14 protein-coding genes are annotated in these 15,151 nt (G+C 64.9%); 8 read left to right on the forward strand and 6 right to left on the reverse strand.

Going from position 1 to position 15,151, the window contains the following annotated elements; genetic code table 11:
• Window positions 1-29: 29 nt before the first annotated feature.
• Window positions 30-257, reverse strand: a complete 228-nt coding sequence (locus llg_RS22310; RefSeq protein WP_338287290.1) for a hypothetical protein — start codon at window positions 255-257, stop codon at window positions 30-32.
• 131 nt (window positions 258-388) lie between these two features.
• On the opposite strand from llg_RS22310, the gene llg_RS22315 reads away from it, so the two are divergent.
• Complete coding sequence (locus llg_RS22315; RefSeq protein ID WP_338287291.1) at window positions 389-727, forward strand: hypothetical protein; 339 nt, start codon at window positions 389-391, stop codon at window positions 725-727.
• 413 nt (window positions 728-1,140) lie between these two features.
• Here the strand turns inward: llg_RS22315 and llg_RS22320 are convergent, their stop codons facing one another.
• The 4 genes from llg_RS22320 to hisS all read right to left on the reverse strand — a co-directional run bounded on the left by llg_RS22320 (window position 1,141) and on the right by hisS (window position 5,912).
• Complete coding sequence (locus llg_RS22320) at window positions 1,141-2,283, reverse strand: acyltransferase family protein (RefSeq protein ID WP_338287292.1); 1,143 nt, start codon at window positions 2,281-2,283, stop codon at window positions 1,141-1,143.
• A 118-nt stretch (window positions 2,284-2,401) separates the two neighbouring features.
• The gene (locus llg_RS22325) at window positions 2,402-2,587 is read right to left on the reverse strand and encodes a hypothetical protein (protein ID WP_338287294.1); all 186 of its coding nucleotides are present in this window, start codon (window positions 2,585-2,587) and stop codon (window positions 2,402-2,404) included.
• 133 nt (window positions 2,588-2,720) lie between these two features.
• Window positions 2,721-4,499 carry an aspartate--tRNA ligase gene (gene aspS, locus llg_RS22330; RefSeq protein ID WP_338287295.1) on the reverse strand — a complete coding sequence of 593 codons (1,779 nt, stop codon included), beginning with the start codon at window positions 4,497-4,499 and terminating at the stop codon, window positions 2,721-2,723.
• A 117-nt stretch (window positions 4,500-4,616) separates the two neighbouring features.
• Window positions 4,617-5,912, reverse strand: coding sequence for a histidine--tRNA ligase (gene hisS, locus llg_RS22335; protein WP_338287296.1), 1,296 nt, complete (start codon window positions 5,910-5,912; stop codon window positions 4,617-4,619).
• Window positions 5,913-6,027: 115 nt separating this feature from the next.
• Between hisS and recF the strand changes: the two genes are divergently transcribed.
• From recF to llg_RS22355, 4 genes are all read left to right on the forward strand, one after another.
• Window positions 6,028-7,086 (forward strand): DNA replication and repair protein RecF, encoded by a 1,059-nt coding sequence (gene recF / locus llg_RS22340; protein ID WP_338287297.1) that lies wholly within the window; start codon window positions 6,028-6,030, stop codon window positions 7,084-7,086.
• A gap of 11 nt (window positions 7,087-7,097) precedes the next feature.
• Window positions 7,098-7,610, forward strand: a complete 513-nt coding sequence (locus tag llg_RS22345; protein WP_338287298.1) for a biopolymer transporter ExbD — start codon at window positions 7,098-7,100, stop codon at window positions 7,608-7,610.
• A 1-nt stretch (window position 7,611) separates the two neighbouring features.
• Complete coding sequence (locus llg_RS22350) at window positions 7,612-8,121, forward strand: biopolymer transporter ExbD (RefSeq protein ID WP_338287299.1); 510 nt, start codon at window positions 7,612-7,614, stop codon at window positions 8,119-8,121.
• Between the two features lie 110 nt (window positions 8,122-8,231).
• Window positions 8,232-10,778, forward strand: a complete 2,547-nt coding sequence (locus llg_RS22355) for a phospholipase C, phosphocholine-specific (RefSeq protein ID WP_338287300.1) — start codon at window positions 8,232-8,234, stop codon at window positions 10,776-10,778.
• A gap of 374 nt (window positions 10,779-11,152) precedes the next feature.
• Here the strand turns inward: llg_RS22355 and llg_RS22360 are convergent, their stop codons facing one another.
• Window positions 11,153-12,556, reverse strand: a complete 1,404-nt coding sequence (locus llg_RS22360) for an ROK family protein (protein WP_338287301.1) — start codon at window positions 12,554-12,556, stop codon at window positions 11,153-11,155.
• Window positions 12,557-12,736: 180 nt separating this feature from the next.
• Here llg_RS22360 and llg_RS22365 point away from each other — a divergent pair, with 180 nt between their 5' ends.
• The 3 genes from llg_RS22365 to llg_RS22375 are packed head-to-tail and all read left to right on the forward strand — an operon-like array spanning window position 12,737 to window position 15,078.
• A complete protein-coding gene (locus llg_RS22365) occupies window positions 12,737-12,991 on the forward strand; it encodes a FeoA family protein (protein WP_338287302.1) in 255 nt (84 codons plus the stop codon).
• A gap of 29 nt (window positions 12,992-13,020) precedes the next feature.
• Entirely contained in the window at window positions 13,021-14,910 is a 1,890-nt protein-coding gene (locus llg_RS22370) for a ferrous iron transporter B (RefSeq protein ID WP_338287303.1), read from the forward strand.
• A 21-nt stretch (window positions 14,911-14,931) separates the two neighbouring features.
• Window positions 14,932-15,078 carry a hypothetical protein gene (locus llg_RS22375; RefSeq protein ID WP_338287304.1) on the forward strand — a complete coding sequence of 49 codons (147 nt, stop codon included), beginning with the start codon at window positions 14,932-14,934 and terminating at the stop codon, window positions 15,076-15,078.
• Window positions 15,079-15,151: the final 73 nt, after the last annotated feature.

Genomic DNA, 15,151 nt, shown 5'->3' on the forward strand with positions numbered 1-15,151 from the left:
TCTTTCAACCCCGCGAACGGGAACAGTACTCAAATATCGACAGTCTGTTCCGAGGCTTTGGCCGGTTCAGTCCTTGTTTTGCGTCCCAAAAACGGCACGAACCGCGAAACATCGATCCCCAGGACCGACAACGACTTCACCAAAATGAGCAGCGCCGTGGCCTCGTCCACGAACGGCAACGGATCGGGCGCGATGCCGAGGGTGAGCAAATAGCCCCCGGACATGAGCGCGGCCAGGAGGGCAAAAGCCTTTTTCATGGCACCATGGTCGCACCGAAATCCCCGAGCGCAATTGGACAACCCGCCGGATTTTCGAACCGCCATACGGTCGTTCGGCCTTGCCTCCCGGTCCCCCGCCCGGAAACACTGGCCGGGCAACCACCTGAACCATGGACCCACTTCTTCTCAAGACCCTCCACGTCGCCGGCGTCATCGGCCTTTTCACCTCGATGGGCTCGATCATCGCCGGAGCCTGCGAGGACTGCAAAAAGAAGGCCGCCATGCTCCACGGCATCTCGCTGCTGGTGATCCTCCTCATCGGCTTCGCCATGCTGAAAAAGCCCCCCATGGGCCAATACTGGTGGGTCGCCAAACTCGTGATGTGGCTCTTCCTCGGTGCCGCCCCGGCCCTCGCCAAGCGTGGCGTGGTCGCCCGCCCGGTGCTGCTCGTCCTCTGCCTCGCCGCCGGCATCTTCGCCGCTTGGCTGGGCCTGGCGAAGCCGTTCTGAAGTAGCGCAAGTTTCCAACTTGCGCATGGAAACGGCCACCCCACCGGTGCGTCCGGTTGTCGCAGCCGTGCTCGATCGCGGGATCTGCAGCGCCAAAGGCGCGCTCCATACCAGCCCAGGCCGCAAGGCCTGATCTTTATGCACCTAGTCGAGACTGGGCACTCTTTCGCCCCGGCAGGGGCAGGAGAAATTAGCCGGTCGGCAAGGAGCGTAGCGACGCCGCCACCGGGTGACCCACGGACCAATGATGGCACCCCGGAGGGCGTGCGAGAAGCGTGCCTCGGCTCCGCGGAAGGAATGGGAAAGGGAGACATTCCCAGCCCTCGCGGGCTGGGCTGGCATGGAACGGATCGCAGGCCCTGAGAAGGCCTCCGAGGACACTTCGAAGCTTCACGAGAAGGAAACGCCGCTGATCACCCCAGCAGCCACCGTTTCCCAGGCAACCGCGACACCAGCTTCGCCACCACCCACGAGGCCGCGAAGGTCGTCGTCGCCACCAGCAGGATCGCCGGGCCCGCGCCGAGCTGCGGCAGCACCTTCACCAGCGCCCAATCCCGCATCCAAAGCAGCATCCAGTAGTGGATCAGGAAAATCCCGAAGCTCATCGACGCGAGCTTTGTCATCGCCGCGCCTGCCGCCCCGGACAGCGGAAACGCCCGGCACAGGATGAACAGCCCGGCGGTCATCAGGGCCACGTTCGGGGACAGGAACTCGATGAAGAACTCCAGGTCCTTGCTCTTCGTCTGGTGCAGCACCGTCCACAGGAAACCCTGGTGGGTGATGGTCCATCCCAGCGCGAACATTCCGACCGCCAGCGGCACCGCCTTCCCCGGCGACAGCGCGGGCAGGCGCGTCAACAAATGCCCTAGGACCAGGTAACCGAGATAGCCGCCGAAGTAGTAGGTCATCCCGCGCGAATTCCAGTCGCACTCGCCGTGCAGCGCCGGGAACCACTCGTGACCCGGCACATGCTGGAGATACGGGAGGCACAGCGTCACCACCCACACGCCGAGAAACGCGCACAGCCCCTTGATCGAAGCCTGCCGCACCCATGGCGAAATCACCGGCACGAACAGGTAAAGCCCCAGAATGATGTAGAGGAACCAGAAGTGGATGTTGCTGTTCGTGAAATTGATCGGAAGCATCCCGATGTTGTAGAGGATCTTCCCCGGCGCGCTGTGGGGCAGGTCGTGCACCCGCGCCTCGAACGCATTCACCGGTGCCCATTCCGACTCCCCCTTCGGCAGCGGCAGCAACGCGAGCACCACGCCCCAGATCAGGAACGGCACGATCACGCGGGAAAAGCGCCGCTTGAAGAACTCCTCCGCCGAGCCGCGCATCGGCAGCAACAACGCCCCGGAGATCATCACGAACAACGGCACGCAGGCCCGCACCCCGCTCACGAACAACGCCGCCGTCCCATCGATGCTGCCGTCCGGCGTCTGGACAAAGGCATCCGTGGAATGGCAGACGACCACCAGGAAACACGCGAGGACGCGGACGGTATCGAGCCAGGAAATACGGGCGGCGGGAGCGGGAAATGGAACGAAACTCATGAAAAAAGCGGAAAGGCCTAAAGAACCTTCCCGCTACGGGTTCGCTCCGCCACATGTTGCGGCCGCGGGCTACGGGTTTTCCAGTAGCCCTGTCTCCGGGAAAACTCCCGGCCTCCCCTCAATACTGCCAGCCGGGCTGGTACTCGGTCGATTTCACCAGACCGCGCTCGTCCTTCAGCGGGCCTTTTTCCGCGGTTTCATCACGCTTCGACCACGAGGCACGGCCCGGGGAATCCTCCGGCGCAAGCGAGGCGCAGGAGACGAAAAGGGAGGACAGGGCGGCGGCAAGAAAGAAGCGGGTCACGTCCGATTCTCTAACGCCGCAGCCGGGGTTTGTCTAGAGGCGGATCGCCCGAATGGCTCCCATCGGACACAAAAACGCCCGCGGGAGAGTCCCGCGGGCGTTTTCTCGAAAGTCAGTCGATTGGTCCGGAAGATCAGTCCTTCTTCTCCTTGTGGGTCGACTGGACGTAGACCTCGCGGAGCGTCTTGAAGTCGACCTGGCAGGGGCTGTGGGACATCAGGTCCGCACCCTTGTTGTTCTTCGGGAAGGCGATCACCTCACGGATGCTGTCCTCACCCGCGGCCAGCATGGCGATGCGGTCCAGGCCGAGCGCCAGACCACCGTGCGGCGGCGCGCCGAAACGGAAGGCATCGAGGATATGGGAGAACTTCTCCTGCTGCTCCTCCGGGCTGATGCCCAGCACCTCGAACATCTTCGCCTGCAGGTCCTTTTCGTGGATACGGATCGATCCGCCACCCAGCTCGTAGCCGTTCAGGACCACGTCGTAGGCCACGGCGCGAACCTCCTCGAACTTGCCGCCGTCCATGAGCGGCACGTCGTCGGCGTTCGGGCGGGTGAAGGGGTGGTGCACGGCGGCCCACTTGCCGGTCTCGGTGTCGAGAGCAAGCAGCGGGAAGTCCACGACCCACAGGAAATTGTAGGCGGTGCTGCCCTTGGTCAGCTCCATCATCTCCGCGATCTCCAGGCGGACGCGGCCGAGGATGGTGCTCACGGAATCACGGCTGCCCGCGACGAAGAAGACGATGTCGCCTTCCTCGATGTTGAGCTTGGCGGTGAGCGCCTCCTTCTCGGCATCGGTGAAGAACTTCCACAGCGGGCTCTTGAACTCGCCGTTCTCCAGCTTCACGAACGCCAGCGTCTTCACCGGCAGGCCGGCCTGGATGGCGATCTCGTTGAGACGGTTCATCTGGCCGGTGGTCACGCCGGCGAAGCCCTTGGCATTGATCGCGCGGACCACGCCACCGTTGTCGAAGGTGCCGCGGAAGATCTTGAACTCGGTCGCGCCGAAGACATCGGCAAGGTCCACGATCTCATTGCCGTAGCGGGTGTCCGGCTTGTCGGAACCGAAGCGGTCCATCGCCTCGCGGTAGGTCATGCGCGGGAACGCCTGCGGCACATCGATGCCCAGACCGGCCTTGAACATCGAACCAAGCAGGCCTTCGACCAGCTTGATGATGTCTTCCTGCGTCACGAAGCTCGCCTCGATGTCGATCTGCGTGAACTCCGGCTGGCGGTCGGCGCGCAGGTCCTCGTCGCGGAAGCAGCGGGCGATCTGGAAATACTTCTCCAGACCGGCGACCATGAGCAGCTGCTTGAACTGCTGCGGGGCCTGCGGCAGCGCGTAGAAGCGGCCGGGGTTCAGGCGCGACGGCACGAGGAAGTCGCGGGCACCTTCCGGGGTCGGGTTGGAAAGGATCGGGGTCTCGACCTCGATGAATCCGGCCTCGTCCAGGAAACGGCGGGCGGCGGAGGTGATCGTGTGGCGCAGACGGATGTTCTTGTTCATCCGCGGGCGGCGCAGGTCGAGGTAGCGGTACTTCATCCGCAGGTCCTCGTTGGACAGCTCCTTGTCGAGCTGGAACGGCAGCACGTCCGCCTTGTTCACGATGTTCAGTTCCGTCGCGACGATCTCGATCTCACCGGTGGCCAGCTTGTCGTTGGCGGTGCCTTCCAGGCGCTTCGTCACCCGGCCGACCACCTGGATCACGTCCTCGTCGCGGAGCTTGTGGGAGACCTTGGTCGCATCGGCATTCTCCTCCGAACGGAACACGACCTGGGTGACGCCCTCGCGGTCGCGGAGGTCGACGAAGATGACACCGCCCTGGTCGCGGACGGTATTCACCCAGCCGATGAGCGTGACGGTTTCACCGATGTGGGAGGCGCGGAGTTCGTTGCAGTGATGGGAGCGCATGGGAAGAAAAGGGGCCGGGGGCCAGGGGCTAGGGATCAGGAAGAGAAGAAAAATGAAAAGCGGAGCGGGCGGCGGATGGGATCTCTTTCTGACCCCTGAATCCTGGCCCCCAGCCCCTCAGACGAGGAGCGGACCATCGGGTTCGAGCAAACGACCGGTGATCCACTCGACGGCGTTGTCCGCCTCACCGGATTCCTCGGTGCGGGCAGAAAGGACCTTGAGCTTCAGCAGCGGGTATTCGTTGCCGACGACGAGGGCGAAGCGGGCGCGGGATTGCTCGGCGCGCTTGAAGAGCTTGCCGACATTGCCGGGGACCAGCGGGAAATCGACGGACACCCCCGCGCGGCGGAGGTCGGTGACGAGCTTGAGCGCGTTCGGGCGCTTGGTTTCGTCCGCCACCACCACGTAGACATCGCACGCGGCGCCCTGACGCTGGAGCCAGGCCTGCATCTGCATGTTCGTGTGGGTGGTTTCCTCGATGAGATTGCGGATGACGTAGTCGCCCATCGCGAAGCCGGTGGCGGGAAGGTCCACGCCGCCGTCCGAGATCGTGGAAACGAGGGTGTCGTAACGGCCGCCACCGGCAACCGCGCGCATCGACTTCTTCGAGTCGAACACCTCGAACACCACACCGGTGTAGTAGGCCAGACCACGGACGATCGAGAGATCGAGCTCCAGATAGGAACCGAGCCCACGGGCGGTGAGATCCTCCTTGATCGCGTTGTACGCGGAGGAAGCGTTCGCCGGATCGGCGATGAAGCCTTTCACCAGATCGGTGGTCAGGCCGAAACCTTGGAGCTTGGCCTCCAGCGCATCGGGTTTCTCACGCTCGATCTTGTCGACCACGTTCAGGAAATCCGGGATCACCTCCTCGGCCACGCCATGCTGCTGGGCAAAGGCCACCCACGCCGCGCGGTCGGAGACGCGGACGACGAAATCGCCCTCCACAAACCCGAAGGCGAGCATCGTTTCGATCGCCAGCGAAATCAGCTCGGCATCGGCCACCGGACCTGCTTCACCGAGGATGTCCACGTTGAACTGATGGAATTCACGGCCACGGCCCTTCTGTGGGCGCTCGTAGCGGAAGCACTGGCCGACCTCGAACCACTTCAGCGGCTTCGGGAAATCGCGCTGGTGCTGTGCGGCCAGACGGGCCAGCGAGGCGGTCACCTCCGGACGCAGGGTGACATCGCGGCCGCCCTGGTCCTCGAACCGGTAAAGCTGCGAGGAAAGCTCGCCGCCCGACTTTTTCAGATACAGGGCGGTGTCCTCCAGGATCGGAGTCTCATACTCCACGAACCCGAAACGGCGGGCCACCGAGCGCCAGGTCTCGAACAAATAGTTCCGCACCGCGCATTCTCCGGGGGAGAAATCGCGGAAACCGGGAAGTGCTTGGAATGTAAGGCCTGCCATGGACGGGCGGCGAGGATGCACGGGAGGACTTGGTTTTCAACCCCGAATGGCCGCCGGGCACCCTTGAGCCGACTTTCTGTTTCCCGCGCCCGCCATTCCCGCGTAAGCCCTGTGCGTGGTTCGCACCCTGCGATTGTTGGATTTCCGCTGTTTTTCCGGTCTCGATCTCGAGCTCCCGGCGGCGGGTGGCGTCTTCACCGGCGAAAATGCCCAGGGAAAAACCTCGATCCTGGAGGCAATCTGCGTCCTGACCCGCCTCCACTCGCCCCGCACCCACCGGATGGCCACCATGGCACGGGTCGGCACCGGCCATTTCGGCATCGCCGGGGAAACCTGGGACCACGAGCGGAAGGTCCGGTTTTCCAAGGACGGCCTGGAACTCACCGTCGATGGCGAGCCCCGCGACGGCCAGGCCCGCTACCTCGCCGATGGCGGGCTGGTGGTGTGGATGGGCAATGAGGATCTCGATCTGGTCCGTGGCTCGGGCGAGATCCGCCGCCGCTACCTCGATTTCCTCGGGGCCCAGCTCGATCCCGGCTACCGCCGCGCGTGGTCGCGCTACAAGGTGGCCCTGCGATCCAAGAACCTCCTGCTCAAGGAGCCCCGCCCCCGCGATGCCGAAATCGCCTCCTACGAGGAAATCCTGATCGAGCATGGCACCGAGCTGACCACCAGCCGCGCGAAACTCGTCGCCGCGCTGGAACCCCTCGCCGCCGCCGCCCAGGCCGCCGTCAGCGGCAAGGCCGAGCCCCTCACCCTCGCCTACCGCCCCGCCGGCGGCACCTGCCTGCGGACGTCCCTCGAACAGGCCCGCGAGCGCGAGCGCCGCCTGCGCCAGTGCATCGTCGGCCCGCACCGCGACGACCTCGAACTCCGCCTCCACGGCCTGCCCGCCGCCGATTTCGCCAGCGAGGGCCAGCAGCGCACGCTCGCCCTGGCCCTGAAGCTGGCCCAAGGCACCCTCCTGGAACAACTCGGCGGCAAGCTCCCGGTCTATCTCATGGATGACATCTTCGGCGAGCTCGACCCCGGCCGCCGCAACGCCCTGATGGCCCATCTCCCCGCCGCCGCGCAAAAGTGGATCACCACCACCACGCTCGACTGGCTGAGGGAAACCCCGGAGTTGGAAAATCTCGCGAGGTTCACAGTTGGCAGCGGTCAGGTGACCCGCTAATTCCAGCGCCAATGCCGCTCTCCTTCGCGCTGGCGTCCCTGGCCGCCGCCACCCTCTGGCTGGTGCTCACCGGATGGATCTGGATATCGGTGCCTTGGAAGCGACGCATCTTGAAGATCACCCTTGGCGTCATCTCCCTTTCCGGCACCGTGGCGATCATCATCGGGGGATCGGTCGCCTCCTTGTTCCTCAATGACCGCGGCAAGGCCCGGCAGGAACTTTCGAATGCCAGCGACTACGCGGCGTCCGAGGTCAGGTGGACTCCCAAGCAGCGCCTGCAGATCGAAATCATCGATTCCAACCGCGTGGCCCTCAATGGCACCACCGTCCCGATCGACCGGCTGGGCAGGCAATTGAAAACCGACCTCAAGGTGCCGCCGTCGCAGGCTTCCGTCTCGTTGTCCACCTCGTCCGCCGCCACCGCCCAAGACGTGGTCGCGGTGAAAAAAGCCTGCTCCCGCGCTGGGATCACCGAGGTGACGGAAGCACCGAAAGAGCCGCTCGCCCGCTCCTCGCGCCTCTGACATGGACCCGCTCGCTCTCCCCCTCTCCTACCACGCCTGCTACCTACTGGGCGCACTGGCGTGGCTGGTGGCGGCCGGGGCCGTATGGCGCTCGCTACGGAGTCCAAATTTGAAGATCATCGTCGGCATGGGCGTGATCGGCACCACCGTCTGCCTGCTCATCGGTGGCCGGATGATGGCCAATCTGATCTGGGCCTCGAAGCTCGTCACCGAAGCCCGCTCAAAGATCGCACCTCCCGCCAAGACCGCCGAAGCGGAAACGGCTCCGCTACCGGTGGACATCCGGATCGAATGCCTCGACGACAACCAACTCCGATGGAATGGCCGACTCATCCCTCTGGCCGATATGGAAAACACCCTGCCGGAGCTGTTGAAAGACGCGCCGCCGGACCCGGAGATCGAGATCCTCGCCGCCGCCAGCGTCTCTTACTCGATCGTAACACGGATTCTGGAACTCCTTGAAAAATCCGGTATCCACCGCGTCAGTTTCCAAGCTGGCAAGCAGTCCTGAGGCACTTGACCATTTGCCAAGGTCCACCTGCCCAAATCGCCAATCCCGGCGGGCGCTGAAATATCCGGGCCGGACGAGCCTTAGAAGGTGAGACCTTCCGTTTGTCCGCCATGTTCTCCCGACGCGATTTCCTGAAACGAGCCGCCATGCTCTCCGGCGGCCTCGGCACCCTCGCCGCGATTCCGCCCTCGATCCTGAAGGCGCTCCAGATCGATCCCGCCGCGGGCAGCACCTTCCTGGATGCGGAGCACGTGGTGATCCTGATGCAGGAAAACCGCTCCTTCGACCACGCCTTCGGCACCCTGCGCGGCGTGCGCGGGTTCGAGGACCCGCGGGCGATCACCCTCCCCGATGGCAACCCGGCCTTTCTCCAGACCAATGCCGCGGGCGACACCTACACGCCCTTCTGGCTGGACCTCCACGGCTCGAAGGCCACCTGGATGAGGGACCTCCCCCACGACCGCGGCTCCCAGGTCGCGGCCGGAAACAAGGGCAAGCACGACCGCTGGCTGAAGTCGAAGAAGCCCTCCGCCAGCGCCTACTCCGGCATGCCGCTCACGCTCGGCTACTACGACCGTCGTGACATCCCGTTCTACCACGCCTTCGCCGATGCCTTCACCATCTGCGACCAGCACTTCTGCTCGGCCCAGACCTGCACCACGCCGAACCGGCTCTTCCTCTGGACCGGAACCTGCCGCGATCCGCGCGATCCGAAGGCCGCCGTGCGCCTCAGCAACGGCCAGATCGACCACGACTCGCACGCCGATTGGACGACCTTCCCCGAGCGGCTGGAGGATCTCGGCGTGCCGTGGAAGATCTATCAGAACGAGCTCGACCTCCCGACCGGTTTCCAAGGCGCGGAAGAGTCGTGGCTGGGGAACTTCGGGGACAATCCGATGGAGTATTTCTCCCAGTATCACGTCAGCCAGCACCCGGCTTACGGATCCCACCTCAAACGGCGCGCCGCCGTGCTGCGGAAGAAGCTCGATACCTCGCCGGCCTCCGACGAATCCCCGGAAAAGGCCAAGGCCGCCCGCAACCGGGCCGCCAAGGAACTCTCGGAGATCGAGGAGAAACTGCTGCGCCTCGCCCCCGGGGATTTCTCCGAACTCACCCCGCGCGAGCAATCCATCCACCGGCGCGCCTTCGCCACCAACACCGGCGACCCGAAACAGCGCCAGCTCGCCAAGCTCCGCTACCGCGAGGGAGCGGAAGAGCGCGAGATCCAAGCCCCCGCGGGCGATGTCTTCCACCAGTTCCGCAAGGACGTGAACACGGGCAAACTCCCCACCGTGTCCTGGCTGGTGGCCCCGCAGAACTTCTCGGACCACCCGAGCGCCCCATGGTTCGGCGCGTGGTATGTCTCGGAAGCGCTGGAGATCCTCACCCGCAATCCCGAGGTCTGGAAGAAGACCATCTTCATCCTCACCTACGACGAGAACGACGGCTACTACGACCACGTCCCGCCGTTCCAGCCGCCGCATCCCGATTTCCCCGGCAGCGGCGCCGCCTCCGCGGGCCTCGATACCCGGTTGGAGTTCGACGAACGCGGGCACCCGGTCGGCCTAGGCTACCGGGTGCCGATGGTCGTCGCCTCGCCGTGGAGCCGCGGCGGCAACGTCTGCTCGCAGGTCTTCGACCACACCTCGGTGCTCCAATTTCTCGAAACCTTCGTTGGCCAAAAGCTCGCGAAGCCCCTCCACGAATCCAACATCAGCGACTGGCGGCGCACCGTCTGTGGCGACCTCACCTCGGTCTTCCGTCGCCATGAGGGCGAAACCGATGCCCATCCCCTGCCGCTGAAGCGGGACGAGGTGGTGGAGCAGATCCACCGCGCGAAATTCAAGGACGCACCCTCGGCCTACAAGAACCTCACTCCCGCCGAAATCGCCGACGTTCACGCGAACCCGAAGACCTCCCCCGCCCTGCCCCTTCAGGAACCCGGCACCCGCCCGTCCCGCGCCATCCCTTACGAACTCCATGCCGAGGGAGGCTTGAACCGCGCCACCGGCGTTTTCGAGATCACCCTGGAAGCCGCCAACCAAGGCTTCGGCGACAAGGCCGCCGGAGCACCCTTCCAAGTTTACGCCCCGGGCGGCTACCGCCCCGATGACGCCGCCAGCTACACGGACGCGGAATTCACCCACGAACGCGCCCGACGCTGGTCCTATGCCGTGAAGCCCGGGGACCGCGTCAGCTACTCGTGGCCGATCGACGCCTTCGAAAACTCCATCTACCACCTCCGCACCTACGGCCCGAACGGCTTCTTCCGCGAATACCGGGGCGGTGCCACCGACCCGCAGGTGGAAGTCGCCTGCGCCTACGGCAGCCATTCGGGATCCCACCTCGTCTTCACCCTGACCAACCGGGACACCTCGAAACCGGCGACCCTCGTTCTCACCGACACCGCCTACGGCACCGAGCCGCTGACCCGCACCCTCGCCCCGGGAGAAACCGCGCAGGTCCCCGTCGATCTCTCCTCCAGCACCCGCTGGTACGAGCTCGAACTGACCGTGGACGGAGCCCCGGACTACATCCGCCGTTACGCCGGCCGCGTGGAAACCGGCGAGGACGGCCAAAGCGACCCCCAGATCGGCCGCCGCGCCGCCCTCACCGCCCGCCGGGAAACCCCGGCTGGCGATGCGAGAAAGGACTGAGCCCGGAGACCAAGAAGCCTGGAAGTCTGCCTCTTTACCCCGGTAGGGGTATGGGATGGTAGCCGGTGGCGGAGGAGCCCAGGCGACGACCCCACCGGTGTGGCGGGAATATGGATCGGCGCTCCGGCAGGAGCGCGGGAGGCCCCCGTCGCGGATGAACGACCGTCCATAACGCGAAGAAGCCCTCCTGCGTCCCTGCCGGGACGCGAAATTCACAACGACGTTTACCGGTGGGAGCGTCGCTTCGCTCCTTGCCACCGGCTACCCTCCCATGCCCCTACCGGGGCAAAGAAGGAGAGCACCATCCAGAACCGCTCCAAACAAAACGCCCCGTCCGGCCGAACCAGACGGGGCGTGTTTGAAAAACAAACCGATCAGACTCCGGCCGGAACCGACGCGGGCGGGAGGCTGGCGGCGGCGACCGCTTGGCCATGGCGCTTGGTCTTCTCGTCCGGCACCACCAGCTTGATGCGGAGTTCCGGGAACTCGTTGGCGAGCACGGTCTCCGCCTCGTCGATGATGATCTGGCCACCGTCACCGGAGGTCACGCGGCCGAGGATCAGGAGGTTCGAGATGTCGTAGAACTCGGCATAGTGGGCGATGGCGTAGCCGAAGCAGACACCGATCGTTTCATAGATCTGGGCCGCGCGGGAATCGCCTTCCTTCATCGCTTCCTGGACCTTCACAAGTTGCTCCGGGAACGGCATCTTGCCGAAGTCGAAGCCCGCGGCGGGAGCCAGGCGGGCCACGGCCTGCTGGGAGAAATACTGCGCACCGCAGCCGATGTCGCCGGACCACTCGTCGGACGGGGCATCGTCGCGGTAGTCCACCGGGGCGAAGGCGAGCTCATTGAGCCACGGCAGGATGTGGCCCTTGCCATCGACGTAACCAGCGGCCTGGGAAGTGCCCATCGCCACGCCGAGCACGCGGTTGGCATTGAGACCCATCGAACCGGCCAGCGCGGTGACTTCACCGTCGTTGACGACCTCGAACGGGATGCCGCCCCAGCGCTCCTTCAGGGTGAAGAACACGCCGCGGATGTGCTTTTCGAAATCTTCCTCGCTCACCCCACGGAACAGGGAGGCCGCGCGGACCTCGTTGTTCACGTAAACGCCGGCGGAGGAGCCACCGATGGCATCGACACGCGGCAGGTGAGCCGCGGCACGCTGGAGGGAATCGTGGATGCCCTCGATGTGATACTGCGGGTCGCTCTGGAAATAGGGATCCCAGACGACCTCCTCGGAATACACCACCTCACCGTCGATGAGGGCGGCGCACTTGCGGTCGGAACCACCGAGGTCGAAACCAATGCGGCAACCTTCCAGATTGCGGCCCAGCGTCATCGCGCCTCCGTTTTCCTCCGGCAGGTCGTCCGCGGAGGCCACGGTTTCGATGGCGATCGGCTCGCCGAAAATCTTGGTACCGATAAACTCGCGGTCGAACTGGCGGAGGCCACCCGGCGCGTAGATCTCGGTGAGGGCCGCGGCGACATCCGGCGCACCGGCCACGAGGATGCGACTGCCACCCTTCTGCCAGAGCAGGAACTTGACGAGGCGCTCGACGAACTTGCGGGTCAGGGCGTCGTTTTCACCACCGGCGGAGAGCACCTTGCCGGACCAACGGAAGGCCGTGCCGTCCTGGCGGACGAGGGCCAGATCGAGCGTGCGGGCACCGGAATCCTTCGCCGCTTTCACAGCGTAGGCGCGGTTCCAAAGCACGGCGGGAACGAAACCGGGATCAAGCACCGGCTTGAATTGAGGCGATACGGTCAGTGACATATGCGTGTAAGACAAAAAAACGGAACGCGGGAAGAATGAGCCAATGTAGTGGAAATCCAAGCCGAAAGCCACGCGTTTTGGAGAGGTTTGGATTCCCGACCGGACACTCCCACATTCCCCGAAAGAGGTGGAATTTTCGTATTGCAACGACGTCTCAATAGAGGATTCTTTCCCGCACCCATGCCCCACGCGCTCGCCAACGAACTCGCCGCGGACAGCGCCATGACGCTGAACCAGGCCAGCGTGGGCTGTGATCTCCGGATCAAGCTGCTGAGCGGTCCCTCGTGCGATCGCCTCCGGGATCTCGGTTTCTGCGAGCAATTGCAGGTCAGGAAGTTATCCGGTGGCCGAAACCTGATTTGCTCGGTCTGTGGAACGCGCATGGCCATCAGCCGCGAGCTGGCCGAGCAGGTGCTGGTCGCTCCGGTCGCCTGAAACACGGCGGTTTTCCCGCGCTTTCCCCGATGTCCGCTCCCACCTTCGAAACCATCGCCCTCGTGGGCAATCCCAACGCCGGGAAGACGACTCTTTTCAATGCCCTGACCAAATCGGCCGCCCACGTGGGCAACTACGCCGGGGTCACCGTGGCGGTCAAATCGGGCGAGATGTTCACCCCCCACGGCAATAAGCTGCGGGTGCTCGACCTGCCGGGTTGCTACTCGCTGCGCTCGACCTCGCCGGACGAGAAGATCGCGCGGGACGCCCTGATGGGCGAGCTGGAAGGCACCCCGAAGCCGGACCTCGCCGTCTGCGTGGTGGACGCCTCGTCCATGGAGCGCCAGCTCAACATCGTGCTCCAGACCATCGAGCTCGGCGTGCCGGTGGTGATCGCGCTGAACATGGTGGACGTGGCCGAGAAGCAGGGTCTGCGCCTCGATCCCGCGAAGCTTTCCGAGGAACTCAACGTGCCGGTGGTGCCAATCCAGGCGAACGCCGGCAAGGGCCTCATCGACCTGAAACAGGCGCTGCGCCACCCCTTCCCTCCTGCCGCGGAAAGCCCGTGGATCGAAGGCGCGGAGGATCCCGAAGCTGCCCGCCGCGAGATGATCGGCCGGCTCTGCGAGCTGACCGCCCGCCGCCCCGGCGAGCACCAGCAGACGCTCTCGGACAAGCTCGACCAGGTCTTCCTGCACCCCGTTTTCGGCTGGGTCGCGTTCGTCGCGATCATGTTCTCAGTCTTCTGGGCGATCTTCTCGTTCGCGAAGATCCCGATGGACCTCATCAACGGCGGCATCGGCAACCTCGCCACTTGGATCGGCGCGAAGATGCCGGAGGGCGACCTCCATTCGCTGATCGTCGACGGGGTCATCCCCGGCGTGGGTGCGGTGGTGGTGTTCGTGCCGCAGATCGTGCTGCTGTTCCTCTTCATCGGTCTGCTGGAAAGCTCCGGCTACATGGCCCGCGCGGCCTTCCTGATGGACGGCCTGATGGCGAAGGCGGGCCTGAGCGGCAAGGCCTTCCTGCCGCTGTTCAGCTCCTACGCCTGCGCCATTCCCGGCATCATGGCCACCCGCACCATCGACTCCGCCAAGGAACGGCTGGTCACCATTTTCGTCGCGCCATGGATGAGCTGCTCGGCGCGCCTGCCGGTGTATTTCCTGCTCATCCCGCTGCTGCTGGATGGCAAGGGCGGCACCTGGAAACAGGCCGCGGTGCTGTTCTGCTTCTACGTGCTGGGCACCCTCTCCGCCTTCGTGGTGGCCCGCGTGCTGCGTGGCCGTCTCGGCCCGGACGAGCAACCGAACCACTTCATGCTGGAGCTGCCGCTCTACCGTGGCCCGCAGTGGAGCTACATCCTCCGCCACGTGGGTGACCGCGCCCTGGCGTTCCTGAAGAAAGCGGGCACCCTGATCCTCGGCATCTCGATCCTGCTGTGGGCGCTCCAAACCTTCCCGAAGACCGACAGCGAGGACAAGGGCGAGCAGCTCGCCCACAGCGTCATGGGCCGCGTCGGCGCCTTCATCGAACCGGTGGTGAAGCCGCTCGGCTTCGACGGCCGCACCGGCACCGCCATCCTCACCTCCTTCGCCGCCCGCGAGACCTTCAACACCACCATGGGCGTGATCTTCCACGTCGAGGAAACCGGCGACGAGGAAGCCGATCGCGAGAGCATCCGCGGCCAGATCTCGGCGGCGACATGGCCGGACGGTCGCCCGCTGTTCACCCCGCTCTCCGTGGTCTCGCTGCTGGTGTTCTACGTGTTCGCGCTCCAGTGCCTGGCCACCTCGGCGGTGGTGACGCGCGAGGCCGGTTCGTGGAAATGGGCGGCAGGCCAGTTCGCGTTCATGAGCGTCTTCGCGTATGTTGCCTCGTTGATCGTGTATCAAGGCGGTCACCTGCTCGGCCTCCACTGAAATCCCTGACTCCGGATCCCCATGCCCCACTGGCAATCCCTCGTCGCCCTCGGCATCGTCGCCGTGACCCTCCTGATCTTCTGCGTGCGCCTGCTCGGCCCGAAGAAAGCCAGCGGCTGTGGCAAGGACTGCGGGTGCGGGAAACCGCAGATCGGACCCAAGGAGTAGGGACATTCTTGTCCCGTTCTTCAGCTCCTTGGAAGCCCTCCACCTCCACGCTCTTTTTTGCAAAGAACGGGAC

The organism is Luteolibacter sp. LG18 (genome assembly GCF_036322585.1).
Taxonomy (GTDB): domain Bacteria; phylum Verrucomicrobiota; class Verrucomicrobiia; order Verrucomicrobiales; family Akkermansiaceae; genus Luteolibacter.